This window comes from Ruminococcus sp. Marseille-P328 (assembly GCF_964249465.1).
GTDB classification, from domain to species: domain Bacteria; phylum Bacillota; class Clostridia; order Lachnospirales; family Lachnospiraceae; genus Blautia_A; species Blautia_A faecis.
Genome location: NZ_CAXUBQ010000011.1, coordinates 48,984 through 72,118 on the forward strand (window position 1 = coordinate 48,984; position 23,135 = coordinate 72,118).

Consider the following 23,135-nt stretch of genomic DNA (forward strand, 5'->3'; position numbering starts at 1 on the left):
GCAGAGAACAATGAAAATACCATTTTCACCACCAGATATTACAGATGCAGAGGTTGAACAGGTTGCAGAAGCACTTCGTTCCGGTTGGATTACTACCGGACCGAAAACAAAAGAATTAGAGCGTGAAGTTGCGGATTTTTGTGGCGTTAACAGAGCAGTATGTTTGAATTCACAGACAGCTTGTGCGGAAATGACACTGAGAGTTTTAGGAGTAGGAGAAGGTGATGAAGTAATTACCTGCGCTTATACCTATACAGCAAGTGCATCTGTAGTATGCCATGTAGGTGCAAAACTTGTATTAATCGATACACAAAAAGATTCTCTTGAAATGGACTATGAGAAACTTGCAGATGCAATTACAGAAAAAACTAAGGTAATTATTCCTATTGATCTTGGTGGTGTACCATGCGATTATGACAGAATCTTTTCTATAGTTGAAAGTAAGAAACATCTGTTCCATCCGTCAAACGATATTCAAAAAGCAATAGGAAGAATTATTGTAATGACTGATGCAGCTCATGCGTTTGGAGCAGAGTGGCATGGCAAAAAGGTTGGAAGTATTGCTGATTTTAGTAACTTTAGTTTTCATGCAGTGAAAAATTTTACAACTGCAGAAGGTGGAGCTGCTACATGGAAAGATATTGAGGGAATTGATAATGAAGAATTATATCATAAATATCAATTGCTTTCCCTTCACGGACAGTCAAAAGACGCTCTTGCTAAAACTCAGCTTGGTGCATGGGAATATGATATTGTTGGTCCATGGTATAAATGCAATATGACAGATGTTGTTGCAGGAATTGGTCTTGCACAGATGAAACGTTATAAAGGCTTACTTGCCAGAAGAAAAGAAATAATTGGAAGATATGATGATGCATTTAAGCCATTAGGAATTGAAGTCCTGAATCACTATGCAGATGAACATCAGTCATCAGGTCATCTTTATATTACAAGAATTCCAGGGATTACTCTGGAACAGAGACATGAGATTATTGTAAAAATGGCGGAAAAAGGAATTGCATGTAATGTACATTATAAGCCATTGCCAATGATGACTGCATACAAGAATCTTGGGTTTGATATTAAAGATTATCCAAATGCTTATAAGAGATTTGAAAATGAAATTACACTGCCACTTCACACTAAATTGACTGACGAAGAAGTGGAATATGTAATTGAAAATTATTGTGAAATTGTAAAGAACTATATTGGAAAATAATTAGGAGAAGTAATTAATGATTTTGAAAAAATGGGATGACCTTCCTGAATTTATGAAATGTGATGAGGTAAAGGTATACTATGATATTTTATCACGAAAGAAAGGAAGTCTGGTTCTGAAACGGATTTTTGATATTGTAGTGGGGGTTATCCTGTTGATTCTCCTGGCTATACCTATGCTGATTATTGCTGTGATGATAAAAATGGACTCTAAAGGACCTGCTTTTTATCGTCAGGAGCGTGTAACCAGATATGGTAAAAGGTTTAGAATACATAAATTTCGTACTATGGTCAATAATGCCGATAAGATTGGATCTGCTGTAACAGTAGGTGGTGATTCAAGAATCACCAAAGTGGGAGCAAAAATTCGGGATTATCGGTTAGATGAGTTGCCCCAGGTTTTTGATGTACTAAGTGGAGATAGCGGTATAATAGGAACAACCAAGAAAAACCTTGATTTTACAGGGGTTTCGCTGGCTTAGTCGAATCTGGTTATGATAATTTTTCTGCATGGTTGTGTCGGTTAAGCAAGGGGAACGGAATAAATGAATGGTTTCTTGGATGCTTATTTTGACCCACACTATAAGCTGAAAAATTATGATAAGGAGGTTTGACCTAGCCTGCGAATGATCTTTAAATAGAACATTCACAGGCTAGTTGTCGTGTTAAGGACTCCAAAATTGTTGGGGGGGGGTAATGGACTATATGAAAAGGAAAGATTGTAAGAATGAATATGAGAAACAAGTAAGAACAATGATCTTCATTGAACGATGAAAATTTAAGTTTTTAACAAAAAAAGAAAATGCAGGAAAAGTAAGATTAAAACCTGCGGATGGAGAAATACAAATGAAATATAAGAAGCGTAATGTTCGATGGATGTTGGTTGTATACGATTTGCTTGTGTATGAATTATCAGCGGTGTTACTTTTAGGACTTTATGGTGGAAATGATAAACTTTCCATTTCAGGCATGATGCAGCAGATGGTTCTTGCACTGTTATGTGTATTTTCAATTAGATTGATTGGAAATGTATATGGACAGATTTGGAGATATGGCGGTATCCAGTGTTATATTCGATTGCTATATACAGATGCAATAGCATTTTTTGTCTATTTGATCTTAGAACTGATTCTTCCAGTTGAAAAAATTACATTTGCGAGAATGCTGTGTTTGAGCAGTATAAATCTCTTAGGTGCATTGGCATTAAGGATGATGTACAGATATGCATATAAATGTAGTAATAAGGAAACTAATCAGGGAAGATTTTTAGCTTCCTTATTATATATATTCGGCAGAGTAAAGAAAGGAAATGATAAAGAAGTCCAGAAAATCAAAATAGCAATAATTGGAGCTGGACGTGTAGGAGTAAGCTTTGCGGAAGATCTTCTGAATAGTGATGAAGCGGCATACATTCCGAGATGTTTTATTGATATTAATGAAAATAAAGTAGGTCGTGAAATTCAAGGATTACCGGTATGGTCAGAAGATGAAGCAACATTTAGAAAATTGAATGAGTACGAAGTACAGGAAATTGTATTTGCCATACCGTCAATGGACGCAGAAAAGAAGAAAACATTATATGAATACTATAAAAATGCTGGATATAAATTAAAAGTTTATGATTATCCGACTGTTTATGCGGCAGGAGGAAAGCGACATTTAAGAGAATTTGATATTGAGGAATTACTGTTCAGAAAGCCATTGGTGGTATCTGATGAGCATACAAATGAATATTACAAAGGAAAAGTTGTTTTGATTACTGGTGGTGGCGGTTCCATTGGATCGGAGCTGTGTCGTCAGTTGGCAAAGATGCAACCGAAACAGATTGTTATTTTGGATATTTATGAAAATGGTGCATACGATGTTCAGCAGGAATTAAAAATTGCATATGGAAATACTTTAAATCTTCAGATTGAAATTTGTTCTATTACACACAAGAAAGCACTGGAACATGTATTTGCTAAGTATCATCCACAGATTGTAATTAATGCAGCAGCACATAAGCATGTGCCTTTAATGGAACATAACTGTATCGAAGCCATCTATAACAATGTATTTGGAACACAGAATCTGGTAGAACTTTGTGAAAAATATGAAGCCGAACGTTTCATGATGGTATCAACGGACAAAGCGGTTAATCCTACGAATGTTATGGGTGCTACCAAGAGAATGTGCGAAATGATTGTACAGAGTGCAAGTACGCATGGAAAAGTGAAGTACAGTGCGACACGTTTTGGAAATGTATTAGGTAGTGCGGGGTCAGTTATTCCGTTATTTAAACGTCAGATAGCTAATGGAGGACCGGTTACAGTTACAGATAAGCGAATTATCCGATATTTTATGACTATCCCAGAAGCATCACAGCTTGTACTTCAAAGTGGAGCTATGGCAAATAATGGAGAGCTTTTTGTATTGGATATGGGACAGCCTGTAAAAATAATGGATTTGGCAGAGAATATGATTCGATTGTCTGGTGTACAGGGAATTGAAATTGTGGAAACAGGATTAAGACCGGGAGAAAAGTTATATGAAGAATTGTTGGTTAAAACAGAAGAATTAGATAAAACAAGTAACAGCATGATATTTATTGAGCGTGATTCAGCATTAAGTCCGGAAGAAATTAATACTCGTCTGAATATGCTTAGAGAAGTTTGTGAAACAGGAGATGACTCACAGGCAAGAGAAGTATTAAGAAAAGCTGTACCAACATTTAAAAAGCCGGAAGAAGTTAATCGAGCTGCTGAATTTGTTGTACATCAAAAAAAGAGTGAGCCTGAAAGGGAAGAAGCAGTAGCTATATAAAATATAACAAGATTGTATTTTTATAAAAATACGGGAAGGACGCATATGCATTACGAAACAAAATCAATATTAGACAAAATCAAAGGTTCTATTATTTTGGCAACAGAAGAGGGCGAACAGGAATATGTAAATATTGATGCAATTCCAGAGAATCTATTGGATGCTGAAATGATTGTTAGTGCTATTGAGGCAAGGGATAGCAAAATTGTTCTTTATTTTAAAAAGAATGAAATAGTCAAAAATGATCTGAATTCAGATTGGGTAAAAGAAGAGGTAGGAAGAACGGGTGTTGAGCCAGGCTTTTTCTAAAATAATCAGTCAGATAAAAGGAGGAAACGATATTATGAGGATTCCATTTTCACCGCCAGATATAACAGAAAAAGAAATTGAACATGTTTCAGAAGCATTAAGATCCGGATGGATTACAACTGGGCCTAAGACAAAAGAATTAGAGCGAGAGGTTGCAGATTTATGTGGAGTAAATCGTGCTGTTTGTCTTAATTCACAGACAGCATGTGCAGAAATGACCTTGCGTTTATTAGGAATCAAAGAGGGCGATGAAGTCATTACATGTGCGTATACATATACTGCAAGTGCGTCTGTAGTATGCCATGTAGGGGCAAAACTTATTTTAATTGATACTCAGAGAGATTGTCTTGAAATGGATTATGAGCAGTTGGAAAATGCGATTACTGAAAAAACAAAAGTAATTATTCCAGTAGATCTCGGTGGAGTGCCATGTGATTATGATAGGATTTTATCTATTGTAGAACGTAAGAAAGACTTATTCCATCCGGCAAATAAAATACAGAAAAGCATCGGCAGAGTGATTGTTATGGCAGATGCAGCACATGCTTTTGGTGCAACCTGGAAAGAGAAACCAGTTGGTAGCATTGCAGATTTTTCTAATTTCAGCTTCCATGCAGTTAAGAATTTTACAACTGCAGAAGGGGGTGCTGCTGTTTGGAAAGATATTGATGGAATTGATAACGAAGAAATTTATCATCAGTACCAGTTGTTATCACTTCATGGTCAGTCAAAAGATGCACTTGCGAAAACGCAGCTTGGGGCATGGGAGTATGACATCATTGGACCTTGGTTTAAATGTAATATGACGGATGTTGTAGCTGGAATCGGACTGGCACAGATGAAGAGATATAAAGGCTTGCTTGAACGTCGAAAAGAAATCATAGGAAAATATGATGCAGCATTTAAGCCAATCGGAATAGAGGTATTAAATCACTATACGGAAAACCACCAGTCATCTGGGCATTTGTATATAACAAGAGTTCCGGGAATTACGTTGGAGCAGAGGCATGAGATTATCGTGAAGATGGCAGAAGCAGGTGTTGCCTGCAATGTGCATTATAAGCCGTTGCCAATGATGACTGCATACAAAAATATGGGATTTGATATTAAAGATTATCCTAATGCATATAAAAGATTTGAAAATGAGATTACTTTACCGCTTCATACAAAACTTACAGATGAAGAAGTGGATTATGTGATCAAGCAGTTTAGTAGAATCGTGAAAGAATATATTTAAATGTGATAGAAGAAATAGGAGATACAGATGTTACGAGAATGGGAGAAATTACCAAAATTTATGCAGACGGAGGAAGTTCGTCCATATTATGACAGTTTAAAAAAGAAAAAAATTAGTTTGGCTTTAAAAAGAGGATTTGATGTATTTGCTGCATCTGTTATGCTCGTAACATTTTCTCCTGTATTAATTGCTATCTCAATTATGATTGTAAGAGATTCTAATGGAGGAGTGTTTTATCGTCAGGAGCGTGTTACACAATACGGAAGAAAATTCAAGATATTTAAATTCCGAACAATGGTTGCTAATGCAGATAAAATCGGCACCCAGGTTACCGTATCCAATGACAGTAGAGTTACGAGGGTAGGCGAAAAACTTCGTAAATATCGTTTGGATGAATTGCCGCAGTTAATAAATATTATTTTAGGCGATATGACGCTTGTAGGAACCAGACCGGAAAGTACGCATTATGTAAAGAAGTATACACCGGAAATGTATGCTACGTTGTTATTACCGGCGGGAGTTACATCTGAGGCAAGTATAAAATATAAAGATGAAGCAGAGTTATTGGATAAAGCTGATGATGTGGACAAAGTATATGTAGAAAAGGTTCTTCCGGAGAAGATGAAATACAATCTTGAAAGTATTAGGAAATTTAGTTTTATACATGATATAGGAACAATGATAAAAACAGTTTTTGCAGTGATTAGGTAGGGAGTGTATATGGAAAAAGGATTAGTATCAGTTATTACGCCAACATACAATTGTGCGAAGTTTATAGGGGAAACAATTGAATCTGTTCAGGCACAAACTTATCAGCAATGGGAAATGATCATTGTTGATGATTGCTCGACAGACAATACAAAAGAAATTGTCGATAAATATATAAAAGAAGATAGTAGAATAAAATATTTTTGCTTAGAAAATAACTCTGGAGCTGCCGTTGCAAGAACAAAAGCAATGGAGTTGGCAAATGGGGAATATATGGCTTTTTTGGATTCGGATGATATTTGGCCAGAAGAAAAATTGAAAAAGCAATTAGCATTTATGAAAAAGCATGATGTCGCATTTTCTTGTACAGCGTATGAACAAATTGATGAAAATGGGAAAGTGTTAAATAAAATTATAAAGACAGTACCAAAGGCTGATTATAATCGAGTGCTTTTAGATTGCCCGGTAGGAAATTCTACGGTTATGTACAACGTAGAAAAGATGGGGAAATTTGAAGTCCCTAATATTAGAAAACGAAACGATGATGCTTTGTGGCTTCAAATGTTAAAAAAAGAAAAATATATTTATGGTATGAGATCGGTACTTATGAAATACCGCATAAGACAAAATTCTATTTCAAGTAATAAATTTAAGGTAATTAAATATCATTGGATTTTATATAGAGATATAGAACATCTAAGCATAGCCAGAAGTGTTTTTCATATAGCATATTGGTGTGTGATTAAATTGCTAAAAATTAAGTAAGGAAATAAATATGAAAATATCAGTATTAGTTCCTACGTTAGGAACAAGAGAAAAGGAAATTAGACGATTATTAGAAACACTGGAAAAACAGTCATATAAAGACTTTGAAATTATATTTGTAACGCAGGATAATCATGAAATTGTAAAAGATATAATTTATAAATATAGTAATTTGGATATAAAGCAAATTGAAATGAGTGTAAAAGGATTATCACGAGCTAGAAATAGAGGATTAGAGCAGGCATCAGGCGAGATAGTAGTATTATCTGATGATGATTGTTGGTATCCTGCAAATGCATTTGAAATTGTTGTAAATGCATTTAAAAAAAGACAATGTGCTAAAATTGTATTATCACAGATTTTTGATCCGGAAAAAAATATTCCATATAAAAATTATACTTCCGACGAAGAGTATGTAAGAAACAAATTACAGCTCATGTCAAAATCGTCTATTGAAGTTGCATTTAAGAAAGATTTAGTGATGAATAAAAAATTTGATGAACGTTTAGGTTTGGGAAGCGAATTTGTATGTGGAGAAGAAGTGGATTTCCTTTTAAGTAATTATGAAAAAAATGCAATCTTTTATATACCAGAGGTAACGGTTTATCATAAAAAGAAAGAAAATGGTAGTAGCAACAAACAAATTATTGCTAAAGGGGCAATTTATGGAAAGAATTTTAATATATTTATTTGTGTATTAGTTTTACTTAGAGATTTGATGTTAAAAAAAGAAAATAATTTTAAATACTTTTTTGAGGGATATAATGAATATTTTAAAAGAACAAATTAAACTGTCAGTAGCTTATCCTGGATGGCGTTCGGCAATAAAAAAATTAAAATCAAATAAAAATAAAAAGATTTTTTTGTTTGGAACACCTATGCATGGTAATTTGGGGGATCATGCAATCGCAATCCAAGAACAATATTTTTTTGAAGATTTTTTCCCGGATTATGAATATTTTGAAATATTGATGCCTATGTATCATACACAAAAAAAAATAATAAAAAATACAGTAACACCTGAAGATTTAGTTGTAATTTCGGGTGGTGGATGGATGGGAAATTTATGGATACATAATGAATGTGTTATACGTGAGATTGTGCAGAACTACCCAAATAATAAGATTATTATTCTTCCACAAACAGTATATTATACTTCAGACGAACTGGGAGAGAAGGAATACAGAATAACAAATGAAATATTAAAAAAACATAGTAATTTACATATATTTGTAAGAGAAAGGAAGTCTTACAATTTTATAAAACAAAAATTTGAATTTACAGGAAACTCAGATGTATATTTAGTGCCAGATATGGTTTTGTATGGGAAAAATATAATAACAAAGGGAAAATGTACTGGACATGAGAAAGTGATAAATGTATGCATTCGAGAGGATTGCGAATCTGAGCAAGAAAATATTGATGATTTTTATGAAAAAATAAAACAAAACTATAATATTAGAAAGGTTAGTACTGTTATAAAATCGCCAGTTGTTTTAAGAAAGCGAATAGGCGAGTTGCAAAAGTCGTGGGAAACTTTTGCAAATGCGGAAATTACTATAACAGACCGTTTACATGCAATGCTGTTTTCTGTATTAAATGGGACTCCATGCATTGTTTTAAATAATAAAACTGGTAAAGTTTTTGGAGTGGCAGATTGGCTTGATGATACAAATATGATTGTAAAAGCTAATTCGCTAAGTGAAGTGCTTGAAAAATTAAAGAGAACAACTATATGGGAACATAAAAAATATGATAGAGAAAAATTGCTAAACTATTTTGAAAAAATGGCAGAGGTAATACGAAAGGATTAAATATGGAAATTAAAAGATTGTTAGTTATCAATGTACCAATTAAGAATTGTAATCTTAAATGTGAATATTGTTATATTTCAGCATTGAAAGAAAATGAAAAAGGAGCAGCTAAATTTTTATATACTCCAGAGCATGTTGGCAAATGTCTTTCAAAAGAGAGGTTAGGAGGCCCTTGTATTATAAATCTAACGGGAGGAGGAGAAACTCTTATTCCGAAAGAAATGCCGCAATATATTTACCAATTATTATTACAAGGACATTTTTTAGAGGTTGTAACAAATGGAACATTGACAAGTCGATTTGATGAAATTGCTGAGTTCCCAAGAAATTTGTTAGAGCATTTGGAGTTCAAATTCTCTTTCCACTATGCAGAGTTAAAGAAAAAAGGATGGATAGATAGATACTTTTCAAATGTGAAAAAGATGTGGGAAAAGGGATGTTCGTTTACTGTTGAGTTAATGCCTTATGATGGATTGATTGATGATATTGATGAAATTATAAATCTTTGTAAATCAGAACTAGGAGCAGCATGTCAAATTACAGTAGGACGAAATGATTTGACTGAGAAAAAAGATCTTTTGACATCTATGTCAAGAAAAGAGTATGAGTCTGTTTGGAGAAAATTTGATTCTACAATGTTTGATTTCAAATTGGATATTTTTCAGAAAAAAATAGATGATTTTTGTTATGCGGGAGCTTGGACTTTGTACGTTGATTTGGGAACTGGGGCTGCTAAGCCATGTTATGGACAGCTTAGTAATCAAAATATATTTAAAAATCCTGAACAACCAATAATCTTTAATCCAGTGGGAAAACATTGCAGACAGCCATATTGTTATAATGGTCATGCATTTTTAACCTTGGGAGTAGTTCCAGAATTAGAAACACCAACATACGCTGACATTCGTAACAGAGTATGTGAAGATGGTAGAGAATGGTTATCGAAAGAAGTTAAAGATGCATTTTCACAAAAATTAGCTGATAACAATGAAGTATGGGATGAAAAGAAAAAGAATAGTTATGAAAGAAAGTATCCGTTTATATTTTTCAAAACGGCATTATATGACTGGAAAGAAATATATAATAAAGTTATAAGAAAACGCAAGAAATAAGGTGCGATATGAGTAATGGACAAAGAAATATAAAACAGAAAAGTACAATACTTGCAATTATATTGGTGATATATATTTATGTTCCATACTTTGCGAATATTTTAGAAAACACTTTTAAAATTTCATCGTTATATGAATATATAATTTATATGATGCTTGCGATAATAGCAATAGGAACGACAATGAGCATGAATAAACGTGTGCTTACATTTTTGTTTGTTTTTTGTTCTGCGATAATCATTAATTATATAGTAGTGCCTTATCGGTATTATGTATTTATAGAAGGTATACAAGCGTTGGTTGGCATAGCAGTTCCATGTTTGTGTGTTTCAAATAATATATTTGATTTAAGAATATTTGTTGAAAAATGGTGGAAATTTTCTAAATTAAATTTACCGTTGGTATTAGTTGCAGTTGTCTTACTTAAACAAGGGCTAGTGCATTATTCAATATTTACAAGTATATGTGTACCAAATGTATTTATTGGTTCTTACATGGTACTTCAGGGAATTGAAAAAAGAAAATGGTTATATATTAATGTTGCCATTAATATTCTTGTGACTGCTGTTTTGGGTGGACGTATGTCTGCAGTAATATCAGCGTGCATGATTTTATTTGCATATGTATATTCAGGTAAAATAAAGTTATGGAAGAAACTAATAATTATTGTAGGACTGGTAGTATCGGCATATATTTTGCTAAACAATTTAATAGATATTTTATATTGGGTAAGCCAAAAACTAGCACAATATGGAATGCAATCTCGAAGTGTTACTTTGTTGATAAATCAAATAAAAAGCAATGAGATATACTTGACCAACAGAGATTATATTTATACGGCATGTGTAGAGTATATAAGAGGTAGAGTCGGTTTGCCAGGAGGATTTGGAATTCCGCTATATATTACTTCGGGTGAATATTATTATGCACATAATGTCGTTTTGCAATTCTTGACATTTTTCGGAATATGGGGAACTATCATTATTCTTGGAATTACATTGATTCGTGCAAGAACGATAAAGTATATTGCACCTTTAAAGTGTAAAAAATTTATGTATTTTATGTTGCTATGTTATATAGGCATCGGAATGACAGGATCGAGTATATGGATTCATTATTTATCAACTATTTTTATTGCTATTTTCTTTTTTGGAAATAGTAAGATTTATCAGTCAATAGAAGTGAGTTAGATATGAAACTTTTTCTTAAAAAAATCATAAAAAAATATAGAGATATGTCAGTAGAAATGAAAGCTGCGTCTTGGTATGCAGTGGGAAATATAATACAAAAAATTGCGCCTTGGTTGGTAATGATTATACTGACGCATTACTTAGCTACTGAGGAATATGGAATATATAGTATATTTATGTCCTGGCTAGAAATATTTGAGATTATTATAACATTGAGAATATACAGCAATGGTTATGTTGCAGGATTGGTAAGGGACGATGAAAACAGGACAATATATACAGCAACTATGCAATCATTGAGTATTGTATTGATTGTGATTTGGACATTAATGTATTTAATGTTTCACAAGGGTATTAATTATATTACTGGAATAAGTACTCCGTTAAGTATACTGATGATATGTTCTTTTATAGGAACTATCAGTTTCGGATTGTGGTCATCAAGACAAAGAGTTGATAACCAATATAAGAAAATGTTATTTGCAATAATTGTATATGGTCTTATCGGACCTATCGTTGGTGCATTAACTGTTTTTCTTAATTTAGATAATCCTATATTTTATGTTATAGCTACAAGGACAGTAATCCAGTTAGGGGTTGCAATTCCGTTTTTTATATCAAATTATAAAGGTACATCCACACTATGGAAAAAAGACTATGCAATAGATGCATTGAAATATAATTTGCCATTGATGCCATATTACTTATCGATGATATTATTAAATCATTCGGATCGTTTAATGATACAAAAAATTGATGGTTATGAAGATGCTGCTTTATATAGTGTATCATATAGTGCAGCTATGGTCATCTTTGTTATAAGTGGTGCGTTGAATTTATCTTTACAGGCATGGCTGTTTAAGGAATTAAAGTTAAAGGATTCGTCGAAAGATAAAAGTAAATTGATAACAGTCGGGACAATTATAGTTGCTTTTTGCGCTATTGCGGAAATTGTGATGGCTCCAGAAATAATTTTGATTTTAGGAGGGAAAAAATATTTAAAGGCAATATGGGTTATGCCACCATTAGCAATTAGTGTTATTGTTATGTATATATATCAACAATATGTAAATATCTTGTTCTACTATAAAAAGACGAAATTTATTTTGTTTGCGTCAGTATTTGCAGCAGTGTGTAATATAATTTTAAATGCTATTTTTATTCCGATTTTTGGATATGTTGCTGGTGGATATACGTCATTAGTAAGCTATTTAATAGTCATGATTTTATATTTTGTATTAGCAAGAAAAGAATGTATTGATAATGAGATACAAATGAAAAATTATTTTAATACAAAATTGCAAATGACAATACTTATAGGTACGAGTATTGTGGCATTGTCTATGGTTGCTGTATATAAAAATGCAGTTGCTAGATATTTGTTGGCTTTAATGATGTTTGTATTGTTGGTTGCAACAAGGAAAAAATGGATACCAGAACTGAGAAAAGGAAAGAAAGTATGAAGAAGAAAAAACGATTAATTTTTATGTTATTTTTTCTCATAATATTTTTTACAGTAGGATATATAATTTTACCACGCATTAGAGTAAAAATTGAACAAGAGAAATGTGACAAAATATATGCAAATAAAATATTAAAGTTGCCGGACAAAGAAAAAGCTAATGTAGGATTTACGTGTACAGGGCTTTATTGGGATAAAGAAGAAGAGTGTTTTTTTATAGGGAATGCAGGTAAATATAAGCCTAATGATAAAACTTTCCAGGCTTCTATCGAAATAGTTGAAAAGGATTTTTCGGCTATTAAAGGAGATATACCTTGTTATTTAAAATTTGAGAATATGAGAGATATACAAGGAGTTACTAAGTCAACAGATGGAACTATCTGGTTATGTTCTTATGGAGAAAACAAAGTTCGCCATATAGACGAAAAAGGAAATGAATTAGGAAATTTTGATATAAAAGAACCATCTGGCATTGCAAATGATAGTAAGAGTAACACGCTTTGGATTTTGACGAATAATTATTTATATAATTGTTCATATGATGGCGTAGTACAAAAATCAATTAAAATACATATAAAAGGACAAGATCAATTGTTTTTAGACGAAAAAAATGATTTGATATATTTTTCAGCAGGTGCAGACTATCATGGAGATAGCTATATTTATACAGTTGACTTAAAAACAAGTAAAGTTAAACCATTATATGTATTGAAAGATTCATATGCAATTGAAGGGATTACGATTGTTGATGATGTATTGTATGTGCTAAATGATGGTTATTATCATGACGCTGAAACGCCAATCAATCAAGTTAATATGTATTTTTTAAATAAGATGCAAACCAAAGAAAATTATCAGTAAATGGGGGGAATATAATGAAAATAGCAGTAGCAGGAACAGGATATGTAGGACTTTCTATTGCCACATTATTATCTCAAAATCATGAGGTAATGGCAGTAGATATTGTTCCGGAAAAGGTAGAGAAGATTAATAAAAGGATTAGCCCGATTCAGGATGAGTATATTGAAAAATATTTAAAGGAAAAAGAGTTAAATCTGACGGCTACATTAGATGCTGAATCTGCATATAAAGATGCGGATTTTGTAGTTATTGCTGCACCTACAAACTATGACAGCAAGAAAAATTTCTTTGATACGTCAGCAGTAGAAGCTGTGATTAAACTGGTTATTGAATATAATCCAGATGCAATTATGGTAATTAAGTCTACAATTCCGGTAGGGTATACTGCAAGCATTAGAGAGAAATTTCACTGTGATAATATTATCTTCAGTCCGGAATTTTTACGAGAGTCAAAAGCATTATATGATAATCTGTACCCATCCAGAATTATTGTGGGAACAGATGTTGAAAATGCTAGACTTGTAAAAGCTGCGAATACGTTTGCTGGATTGTTACAGGAGGGTGCAATTAAAGAAAATATTGATACCTTGATAATGGGATTTACAGAAGCAGAAGCAGTGAAATTATTTGCTAATACATATTTGGCTCTCAGAGTTTCATATTTTAATGAGCTTGATACTTATGCAGAAATGAAAGGATTGAACACACAACAGATTATTAATGGTGTGTGCCTTGATCCTAGAATCGGCTCTCATTATAACAATCCGTCATTTGGATATGGTGGATATTGCTTACCGAAAGACACAAAACAGCTTCTGGCAAATTATGCAGATGTTCCTCAGAATATGATGTCTGCAATCGTTGAGTCTAATAGAACAAGGAAAGATTTCATAGCAGATCGTGTTTTACAGAAAGCAGGATATTACGCTTATGGAGATGAGAATACATACGATGCCTCTATGGAAAAAGAGGTTGTAATTGGTGTATATCGCCTTACTATGAAATCAAATTCAGATAATTTCCGCCAGTCCTCTATACAGGGAGTTATGAAGAGAATCAAAGCTAAAGGGGCATCTGTGATTATTTATGAACCAACATTGGAGGATGGAAGTACTTTCTTTGGAAGCAAGGTTGTGAATGATCTGGACAAATTTAAAGAACAGAGCCAGGCAATTATCGCAAATAGATACGATAGTTGTTTGGATGATGTACAGGATAAAGTATATACAAGGGATATTTTTAAAAGAGATTAAAAATGTAATAAGGGGAGAATATTAATAAAGATATTCTCAAATAAAGGAGAATACAGTTTTTATGTGTGGAATAGTTGGTTTTACTGGAACACAGCAGGCAGCACCTATTTTATTAAGCGGTCTGTCTAAATTAGAGTACCGAGGGTACGATTCGGCTGGGATCGCTGTGCGAGATGGGGAGCGTCTGGCACAGGTGGTTAAAGCCAAGGGAAGATTAAGCAATCTGGTTGAAAAAACAGATGAAGGAAAAGCATTGTTAGGAACATGCGGAATCGGTCATACACGTTGGGCAACACATGGCGAGCCAAGTCAGATTAATGCACATCCGCATGTATCTGGAAATTGTACAAGATCAGGTTCTGGAGAAGTAGAATCAGAAGTGGTTGGAGTACATAATGGCATTATCGAAAATTATACGGAACTTAAAGAAAAATTATTAAAGCATGGTTATACTTTTTACAGTCAGACTGATACAGAGGTAGTAATCAAACTGGTGGACTACTATTATAAGAAGTATAATCTCGGACCGATTGATGCGATTGCCAAAACGATGGTTCGTGTGCGTGGTTCCTATGCTCTGGAACTTATGTTCAAAGATTATCCGGGAGAAATTTGGGTAGCAAGAAAAGACAGTCCAATGATTATTGGAGTAACAGACGGCGAAACCTATGTAGCTTCTGATGTTCCGGCTATTCTGAAATACACCAGAAATGTTTATTATATTGGTAATCTGGAGTTTGCCAGATTGACACCTGGAGAAGCTCATTTCTTTAACCTTGATGGGGATGAGATTGAAAAGCAGACAACAGAAATTAAGTGGGATGCCGAGGCAGCAGAAAAAGCAGGATTTGAACACTTTATGATGAAAGAAATCCATGAACAGCCGAAAGCAGTTCAGGATACTTTGGGTTCTGTTATAAAAAATAATTGTATTGATTTAACATCAGTTGAGATTACAGAAGAAGAAATTCAGAAGTTTGAACAGATGTATATTGTTGCATGTGGTTCAGCTTGGCATGTTGGAATGGCAGCGCAGTATGTGATTGAGGATTTAGTGGATGTTCCGGTAAGAGTGGAGCTTGCATCTGAATTTAGATACAGGAAAATGTCAACAAATAAAAATTCGTTGGTTATTGTCATCAGCCAGTCAGGAGAAACAGCGGATACTTTAGCAGCTTTGCGTTTGGCAAAGGAAAAAGGTATAACAACTTTGGCAATCGTAAATGTGGTTGGCAGCAGTATTGCTCGTGAGGCAGATAAAGTGTTCTATACGCTTGCTGGCCCGGAAATATCAGTAGCAACGACAAAGGCTTATAGTGCCCAGCTTGTAGCAATATATTGTCTTGCTGTTCAATTTGCCAAAGTTAGAAACACCATTACAGAAGAGCAGTATGGCAATTACATTACTGAGTTATTGACGATTCCGGATAAGATTCAGAAAATCTTGCAGGATAAAGAAAGACTTCAATGGTTTGCTGCGAAATATGCGAATGCTCATGATGTGTTTTTTGTGGGCAGAGGAATTGATTATGCAATTTCTCTGGAAGGCAGTTTAAAGCTGAAAGAAATTTCTTACATTCATTCTGAAGCATATGCAGCCGGGGAATTAAAGCATGGTACGATCAGTTTGATCGAGCCAGGAACATTAGTAATTGGTGTATTGACACAGAGTGATCTTTACGAGAAAACCATCAGTAATATGTTGGAGTGCAAGAGTCGTGGTGCGTATTTGATGGGATTGACAACATATGGAAAATATGAGATTGAAGATCAGGTAAATTTTGCAGTTTACGTTCCGAAGATAGATGAACACTTTGTGGGAAGTTTGGCAGTTGTTCCGTTGCAGTTAATGGGATATTATGTCAGCGTGGCTAAAGGGTTAGATGTAGACAAGCCTAGAAATCTGGCAAAAAGTGTTACTGTAGAATAACGCTGAAGCATGGCACTATTAGTCTCATTGAGGACACGGCACTCTTGTGATCGGTGTGCTCACCCAGTCTGAGCTTTATGAAAAAACCATTTCCAATATGGTAGAGTGCAAAAGCCGCGGAGCTTATCTCATGGGGCTGACTACCTATGGAAATTATAATATTGAAGATACTGCTTCCTTTACCGTTTATGTTCCAAAGACAGAGGAGTGCTTTGCCACAAGCCTTGCGGTGATTCCGTTACAGCTTATGGGATATTACGTAAGCGTGGCAAAGGGACTTGACGTGGATAAGCCGAGAAATCTTGCAAAGAGCGTTACAGTAGAGTAAATTTGCAGCAGTCTTATGAGTGCGGTGAGCAGAAACGGCAGATGTTTTTCGGGGGAAAAACAACAGGATGAGGTTATAAAAATGGGAAAATATTTTGGTACAGATGGCTTCCGTGGAGAGGCAAATGAAAACCTGACAGCAGATCATGCATATAAAGTAGGCCGTTTTCTCGGCTGGTATTACGGAGAACTGAAACGTCAGAACGGTGATGACACTCCGGCACGTATCATAATAGGAAAGGATACCCGCCGTTCCAGCTATATGTTCGAGTATACACTGGTTGGCGGACTGGTGGCTTCCGGTGCAGATGCATATCTTCTCCATGTCACGACCACACCTTCTGTGGCTTATGTGGCAAGAGTGGATGAATTTGACTGCGGTATTATGATCTCCGCAAGCCATAATCCATATTTCGACAATGGAATCAAGCTGATCAACGGAAACGGGGAGAAGATGGACGAGGAGACCATTTCTCTTGTGGAAGCCTATCTGGATGGAAATCTGGAAGTCTTCGGGCAGAAATGGGAGGAGATTCCTTTTGCAAAGAAGGAAAAAATCGGCTGTACAGTAGACTATGTTTCCGGAAGAAACCGTTACATAGGTTATCTGATCTCTCTGGGTGTCTATTCCTTCCGCGGCGTGAAGGTGGCGCTGGACTGTGCCAACGGAAGCTCCTGGAACATTGCCAAGGCTGTTTTTGACGCTCTCGGCGCCAAAACCTACGTGATCAATGCCCAGCCGGATGGCACTAACATCAACAACAATGCTGGTTCTACCCATATCGGGGGACTGCAGAAATATGTGGTGGAGAATGGAATGGACGTGGGTTTTGCCTATGATGGGGATGCGGACCGTTGTCTTTGTGTGGATGAAAAGGGCAATGTGATCACAGGTGACCACATTCTGTACATCTACGGAAAATACATGAAAGAGCGCGGCAAGCTTCTGACCAATACAGTTGTTACCACCGTCATGTCCAACTTCGGTTTGTACAAGGCCTTTGATGAGCTTGGAATTGACTACGCGAAAACAGCCGTTGGAGACAAATATGTATATGAGTACATGATGAAAAACGGCTGCCGCATCGGCGGTGAGCAGAGCGGGCATATTATTTTCAGCAAATACGCCAGCACAGGGGATGGAATTCTTACCAGTCTGAAGATTATGGAAGTTATGATGGCGAGAAAGAAAAAGCTCAGCGAACTGGCAGAAGGATTTACCGTTTATCCACAGGTGCTCACAAACGTGAGAGTGACCGATAAGAAGGCTGCGCAGGATGATGCAGATGTGCAGGCTGCGGTGAAGAAGGTTACAGAGGAACTGGGCGATACTGGCAGGATCCTGGTACGTGAATCCGGAACGGAACCGGTTGTGCGTGTAATGGTGGAAGCGGAGAGCGAAGAAATCTGCCAGAAGTATGTGGATATGGTTGTGAATGTAATTAAAGAAAATGGGTATGTGGCCGGATAAGGGCTGGATGCCGTGGATGCTGCCGCCCGGCGTGTGCCGGGCGGTGGTGGTGTGTATAAGATAAGTTATAATATAATAATTTCGTATAGAATATTTAGAGATTAAATTGTTATAAGTTTGCAGCATCTGAATGTCGAGTAAAAGCAAAATCTACTTGACATTCGATCTATGTCTGTTTATTATTTAAATAAAATAATTAGAAGGAGCAGGAGTGATGAATAGTAGAGAGCGGATAGAATTGTTTCTTTGCAATATTAAAGAGAATACTGTAATTGAAGCAAGCCGTATATATACTTTCTTGGCAGATGACATGACAGAAGCAGCATTTTATAAAACACTTGAACGCTTCTGCCAAAGTGGTTCACTTGTCCATTTGACTAAAGGGTTATATTATAAGCCGAAGAAATCCAGATTTGGAATTGTTCCGATCAGAGAGCAGGATATTGTTACTCATTACATTGGGAATCAGAAGGGATTGGTTGTAGGCTATAAACTGTATAATGAGAAAGGACTTACTACACAAATAAGTAAGCAGACGGAAGTTTTTTCAAATCATGTGCCAGGGCAAAGGAAAACAATTCAGAATGTGGTTGTAAAAAATATCTCTTGTGATCTGAATGAAGAGCGCGTAGCAGTAATTGAAACTCTGGAGATTCTTCAAAATTATTCTAAGATAGAAGATGTAAACAAAAAAGCGCTGATTACTTATATGGAGAAGTTTGCACAGTCTTATTCTGATAAAGCTGCGGTCTATGTCCTGGAGCATATGAAATATAAAAAGGCAACAATTGCTTTTTTGGAATCCTTTTTGGAGTATCTAAATGTTAATAACTCATTAAAACAATTTTTATCATCAATGTCTGTTTATGCAATTCCAACCATGGAGGAAATATATGAGACTGCATGAGAATGAAGAGGATTTTCGAGATCTTTGTAGTATAACAGCTGGATACATTGGCATTCCAGAAGACGCTGTTAGAAGAGATTATTACATTGTGAGTATGCTTCAAAAACTTGAGAAGAGTGAGTTTGCAGACTGTTGTGTGTTCAAAGGTGGAACTTCACTTAGTAAATGCTATCCAGGCTCAATCGAACGGTTTTCAGAAGATATAGATTTGACATTTTTGGCTTCTGGTTTGTCTAAAAAGCAGTATGATAAAAGTTTAAAGAAGATAGAGAAGATAATGACAAACACTTATAAAGTGGAAATTATCCCAGAAGAGCGAAACGATAGGAATAAAAGCTCTTATGTTTTCTTTGGTAATAATGATAATATTAAAGTGAAATTGGAAATTGGCTCTAGTGTTAGACCAGATCCATATTCTAAAAGAGTATTGAAGACATATATTCAAGAATACCTGGAAAAACAGGAAATGGAAGATGTTATAGCTGAATATGAATTAAAAGAAGTGGTAATAAATGTGTTGGCTATTGAACGTACATTTCTTGATAAGGTGATGTCAGTTAAAAGACATGCAATATGTGGAACATTAGGAAATAAAGTACGTCATATTTATGATGTTACCAGACTTTTTCAGCGCGAGGATATTCAGGAATTTTTAAAAGCATCGGAAGAGCTAAAATCCCTTTTAAGAAAAACAAAGGATACAGATAGTTACTATCTGCAGAAAAGAAATATTTCCGAAGAATATGATCCTACTGGGAAATATGATTTTAACTCATGGAAAGAATACTTTAATGAATCAATACAAAGACGTTATGAAACTTTGCATGAGGATTTGCTGTATACTGATCAGAAACAGAATTTTGAAGATGCAGTAAATACATTCGAGGAGATTAACAGGATATTTGCTGCGATTGATGAATGAAATAAAAAAGTTTTTTGAAGGAAGAAGAAACATATTGTTTGGAGAAAATATCTTGATATATTTTTATAATATGGAAAAAGAGGACTAATGGTATTATTATGAGAGAATTTGTAGAAAAATGGGAGGTTCTTATAACTGTAATTATTTCTATTACAAGTATTTTTTGGCTACCAAAGCGAACGAGATGACATTTCCAATGCATGCACAGGCAATAGAATCCTGACTAGCTTGAAAATCATGGAAGTTATAATAACGAGAAAGAAGCTTAGTGAACTGGCATAAGGGTTTACGGTGTATCCGCAGGTGCTTACCAATGTGAGAGTAACCGATAAGAAGGCCGCACAGGACGATGTGGACGTGCAGGCAGCGGTGAAGAAGGTTACAGAAGAGCTGGGAGATATCGGCAGGATCCTGGTCCGCGAGTCCGGAACAGAGTCGGTGGTACACGTTATGGTGGAAACGGAAAGTGATGGATTCGAGCTATAAGATATAAAGTTAGGAAATTCGGATGAGACAGAATAGTAAAAATAATTAGGAGAGATAGGGGAGAAGGTATATGGTAGAAGCTTTACTTAAAGAAGTAGTATCTGCAGGTCGCACTGAAATTATATTGGCGGCAGGAGAACATTTGGCTGGTAAAATTAAAGCCGGTTATGACATAAAGAAATTGTTTGTTGAAACTGGGGAGTTTTTTATTGATTTTGAACCACAAGCAGAGCAATTATTTGAAGATTTGGCGTTAGTTTTTTCTAAAGAAAATATGACTAAATTGGCAAATGAGATGAAAGGAGATTCTGGCTATACTCTTAAAAAAAGTTTGCTTGATTCAATTATAAGATTGATGAACAAATATGATATTCCTAGAGAGCAGGCAATTTTATACGCTAATGAATTTCTTTTTGCTGTTCTGGGACAATTACCTGAAGTAGCACCGAAACAGTATGATAGATATTTTCAGAGTGAATGGAGAGAGGAACAGGAAAAGACACTAAATGATAGAAGTTAGTGTTGCAAACCTCTTGATATCTAGTTATAGTTGTGGGTCAGCAATAGAATCCGGATGGCGTTATCCAAGGAGAATATCATGAAGCATAAAACAACTTGTTTCTAATAGTAAATTCCAGTTTTGAAGAACTTTGCAAAACTAACTTCCATAAAAATCATGATATTTTGATTTGCCAGAATTTACTTTTGCAAGCGATTAGCTAAATCAGAACTTAAACTTGCAAACTGGAAGCAAGGTATTAAATATGTTTTCTTTCTTAAATTTGAAGAGGTAGTATTAGATATATTAGAGGAGGGACGTGCTGCTGGAAAATCTGAAGGAATCCAGATTGGCGCAGAGCATGAGCAGCGACTTACCAAAGGATGCTGATTTGGTGGAACGGGCTGTTGATATTAAAGCATGGTATGATGGCTACCATTTTGGTGATTTTGATGTATATTGCCCCTGGGATGTGATGAATTATCTGCTGGAATTGCAGCGTGATCCAAAGGCAACCCCTATCAGCTATTGGAAAAATACCAGTGACAATGCGATCATTCGCTCTTTTATACAATCATCCACTGTATAGTTCTGGTATGAAGATCTATAGTGCTGCGTCAGAAAAAAATCTCGAAATTTTTAGATAAAAACAGACAGATAAAACTTGTGAAGCTCCTGTTTCCGTGCTATTATGAGCATAGAAATTTGAAGCAGCAAACAGCTGCGAAAATAAAGGAAAGATGTGAGAGAAAATGAAGGAAACAATACAGGACGTACTTCAGCTGATTTTACAGGCCGATGATATCAAATATGTAAAAAATAGCGGTATATTGAATTATGGACTGGATTTGAAACAGGTGGTGGAACGTGAAATTGAATTGTCTGTTTGCAAGGATGATAAGGAAATATTGCTTGCGATGAATTATGACATAGAGCAATGCTCTGTTCAATTTCAGATTGTAGACTGCACGGAGGAAGAGGAGAAGAAGATTATAGATCTGGATTTTGCTTTAAACGGCGCCGAAGCTACGGTGGATTTTACAAAAGCGCTTAATTTATATTTGTTAAGTATCGGTTATATTGATGAAGGCGACCTGGAAGAGTATCGTCAGAAGGTCAGCCGCCTGAGCTGAGGATAATATGTGAGGCGAAAATCAGTAACAATGAAAAAACAGCTCCCTGCGTGGTCAGAGAGCTGTTTTTTATTATACACCAGGATTATTTAACTGTAACGGTGATATATTTGTTTACTGTCTTGTAGTTTTTAGCTTTAACAGTAACTTTTACCTGATAGGTACCTTTCTTGGTTCCCTTAGCAACTACGATCTTACCGTTTTTGTTAACTTTGATCTTGGAGTTGTTTGTTGTGTAAGAAATTTTACCAGTTTTCTTAGTTACTTTGATAGCTTTCTTAAGAGTCTTGCTGCTCTTCTTAACTGCAGAAGCCTTTACAGTATACTTGTCAGTAGACTTTAAGGTAACCTTCTGAGTTTTAGCTTTGATCTTGTAAGTAAGAGTCTGTGTATATCCGGCATATTTTCCTTTACCGATGATGGTAACTTTGTATGTTCCGGCATTCTTACATGTTTTAACTTTTACTGTGTAGTATTTAGCCTTGATTGTTTTTCCAGCTTCATTCTTAACTACAACCTTTGGCTGCTGTTTCTTACCAGTGTAAGTTACAGTTTTCTTGGTAAGAGAAGCATTGAAAGATGTTTTTACAGGTGAATCTGCTGCAAAAACAGTAGTGCTGATGAGAAGCATCATTACTGCAGCCAGGATGGTTACAGCTACTTTTTTGAATGATTTCATTGGTAACACCCTCTATTTCTTAATTTAATGTATTTAATAAACGGTCTCCC

General features: G+C 35.1%; 22 protein-coding genes and 2 pseudogenes. 23 read left to right on the forward strand and 1 reads right to left on the reverse strand.

From position 1 onward, the window contains the following. Positions 1-10 precede the first annotated feature (10 nt). The 23 genes and pseudogenes from ACESTK_RS09410 to ACESTK_RS09520 all read left to right on the forward strand — a co-directional run bounded on the left by ACESTK_RS09410 (position 11) and on the right by ACESTK_RS09520 (position 22,406). Positions 11-1,219 carry a DegT/DnrJ/EryC1/StrS aminotransferase family protein gene (locus ACESTK_RS09410; protein ID WP_195991072.1) on the forward strand — a complete coding sequence of 403 codons (1,209 nt, stop codon included), beginning with the start codon at positions 11-13 and terminating at the stop codon, positions 1,217-1,219. Positions 1,220-1,235: 16 nt separating this feature from the next. Beyond that, entirely contained in the window at positions 1,236-1,700 is a 465-nt protein-coding gene (locus ACESTK_RS09415; RefSeq protein ID WP_373119606.1) for a sugar transferase, read from the forward strand. A gap of 364 nt (positions 1,701-2,064) precedes the next feature. Next, on the forward strand, positions 2,065-4,020 hold the full coding sequence (locus tag ACESTK_RS09420) for a nucleoside-diphosphate sugar epimerase/dehydratase (protein WP_117638712.1): 1,956 nt from the start codon (positions 2,065-2,067) through the stop codon (positions 4,018-4,020). A 45-nt stretch (positions 4,021-4,065) separates the two neighbouring features. Continuing rightward, positions 4,066-4,329, forward strand: a complete 264-nt coding sequence (locus ACESTK_RS09425) for a hypothetical protein (RefSeq protein ID WP_373119608.1) — start codon at positions 4,066-4,068, stop codon at positions 4,327-4,329. Positions 4,330-4,363: 34 nt separating this feature from the next. Next, complete coding sequence (locus ACESTK_RS09430; protein ID WP_373119610.1) at positions 4,364-5,566, forward strand: DegT/DnrJ/EryC1/StrS family aminotransferase; 1,203 nt, start codon at positions 4,364-4,366, stop codon at positions 5,564-5,566. Between the two features lie 27 nt (positions 5,567-5,593). Then, a complete protein-coding gene (locus tag ACESTK_RS09435) occupies positions 5,594-6,277 on the forward strand; it encodes a sugar transferase (protein ID WP_005428643.1) in 684 nt (227 codons plus the stop codon). A 9-nt stretch (positions 6,278-6,286) separates the two neighbouring features. After that, positions 6,287-7,039 (forward strand): glycosyltransferase family 2 protein, encoded by a 753-nt coding sequence (locus tag ACESTK_RS09440; protein ID WP_005428644.1) that lies wholly within the window; start codon positions 6,287-6,289, stop codon positions 7,037-7,039. A gap of 10 nt (positions 7,040-7,049) precedes the next feature. Next, the gene (locus ACESTK_RS09445) at positions 7,050-7,829 is read left to right on the forward strand and encodes a glycosyltransferase family 2 protein (RefSeq protein ID WP_005428645.1); all 780 of its coding nucleotides are present in this window, start codon (positions 7,050-7,052) and stop codon (positions 7,827-7,829) included. Then, the gene (locus tag ACESTK_RS09450; protein ID WP_373119613.1) at positions 7,804-8,853 is read left to right on the forward strand and encodes a polysaccharide pyruvyl transferase family protein; all 1,050 of its coding nucleotides are present in this window, start codon (positions 7,804-7,806) and stop codon (positions 8,851-8,853) included. Before ACESTK_RS09445 ends, ACESTK_RS09450 begins: the two co-directional genes overlap by 26 nt. Positions 8,854-8,855: 2 nt before the next feature. Beyond that, positions 8,856-9,965, forward strand: coding sequence for a radical SAM protein (locus ACESTK_RS09455; RefSeq protein WP_005428647.1), 1,110 nt, complete (start codon positions 8,856-8,858; stop codon positions 9,963-9,965). Between the two features lie 8 nt (positions 9,966-9,973). Then, positions 9,974-11,155 carry a hypothetical protein gene (locus ACESTK_RS09460; RefSeq protein ID WP_009246053.1) on the forward strand — a complete coding sequence of 394 codons (1,182 nt, stop codon included), beginning with the start codon at positions 9,974-9,976 and terminating at the stop codon, positions 11,153-11,155. Positions 11,156-11,157: 2 nt separating this feature from the next. Next, positions 11,158-12,618: a lipopolysaccharide biosynthesis protein gene (locus ACESTK_RS09465; protein WP_005428649.1), complete on the forward strand. Its 1,461-nt coding sequence runs from the start codon at positions 11,158-11,160 to the stop codon at positions 12,616-12,618. Then, positions 12,615-13,478, forward strand: a complete 864-nt coding sequence (locus ACESTK_RS09470; RefSeq protein ID WP_243000655.1) for an esterase-like activity of phytase family protein — start codon at positions 12,615-12,617, stop codon at positions 13,476-13,478. The genes ACESTK_RS09465 and ACESTK_RS09470 overlap by 4 nt, the downstream gene beginning before the upstream one ends. Before the next feature lie 14 nt (positions 13,479-13,492). Further along, entirely contained in the window at positions 13,493-14,731 is a 1,239-nt protein-coding gene (locus ACESTK_RS09475; protein WP_005428651.1) for a nucleotide sugar dehydrogenase, read from the forward strand. Between the two features lie 61 nt (positions 14,732-14,792). Then, entirely contained in the window at positions 14,793-16,661 is a 1,869-nt protein-coding gene (gene glmS / locus ACESTK_RS09480; RefSeq protein WP_373119615.1) for a glutamine--fructose-6-phosphate transaminase (isomerizing), read from the forward strand. Next, a pseudogene (locus ACESTK_RS09485) lies at positions 16,661-16,989 on the forward strand (SIS domain-containing protein); the annotation flags it as partial. The gene glmS and the pseudogene ACESTK_RS09485, both read left to right, overlap by 1 nt. A gap of 81 nt (positions 16,990-17,070) precedes the next feature. Beyond that, positions 17,071-18,459 (forward strand): phosphoglucosamine mutase, encoded by a 1,389-nt coding sequence (glmM, locus tag ACESTK_RS09490; RefSeq protein WP_187566194.1) that lies wholly within the window; start codon positions 17,071-17,073, stop codon positions 18,457-18,459. A gap of 214 nt (positions 18,460-18,673) precedes the next feature. Next, complete coding sequence (locus tag ACESTK_RS09495) at positions 18,674-19,366, forward strand: hypothetical protein (protein ID WP_187566195.1); 693 nt, start codon at positions 18,674-18,676, stop codon at positions 19,364-19,366. Next, positions 19,353-20,288: a nucleotidyl transferase AbiEii/AbiGii toxin family protein gene (locus tag ACESTK_RS09500; RefSeq protein ID WP_187566196.1), complete on the forward strand. Its 936-nt coding sequence runs from the start codon at positions 19,353-19,355 to the stop codon at positions 20,286-20,288. The genes ACESTK_RS09495 and ACESTK_RS09500 overlap by 14 nt, the downstream gene beginning before the upstream one ends. Positions 20,289-20,486: 198 nt before the next feature. Further along, positions 20,487-20,747, forward strand: a pseudogene (locus ACESTK_RS09505) (phosphoglucosamine mutase); the annotation flags it as partial. 97 nt (positions 20,748-20,844) lie between these two features. Further along, positions 20,845-21,294, forward strand: a complete 450-nt coding sequence (locus ACESTK_RS09510; RefSeq protein ID WP_187566197.1) for a hypothetical protein — start codon at positions 20,845-20,847, stop codon at positions 21,292-21,294. A gap of 298 nt (positions 21,295-21,592) precedes the next feature. Then, positions 21,593-21,862 (forward strand): hypothetical protein, encoded by a 270-nt coding sequence (locus tag ACESTK_RS09515; RefSeq protein WP_330608505.1) that lies wholly within the window; start codon positions 21,593-21,595, stop codon positions 21,860-21,862. Positions 21,863-22,025: 163 nt separating this feature from the next. Further along, positions 22,026-22,406, forward strand: coding sequence for a hypothetical protein (locus ACESTK_RS09520; RefSeq protein ID WP_118578885.1), 381 nt, complete (start codon positions 22,026-22,028; stop codon positions 22,404-22,406). An 85-nt stretch (positions 22,407-22,491) separates the two neighbouring features. Here the strand turns inward: ACESTK_RS09520 and ACESTK_RS09525 are convergent, their stop codons facing one another. Further along, positions 22,492-23,085 (reverse strand): hypothetical protein, encoded by a 594-nt coding sequence (locus ACESTK_RS09525; RefSeq protein WP_173717137.1) that lies wholly within the window; start codon positions 23,083-23,085, stop codon positions 22,492-22,494. Between the last annotated feature and the right edge of the window lie 50 nt (positions 23,086-23,135).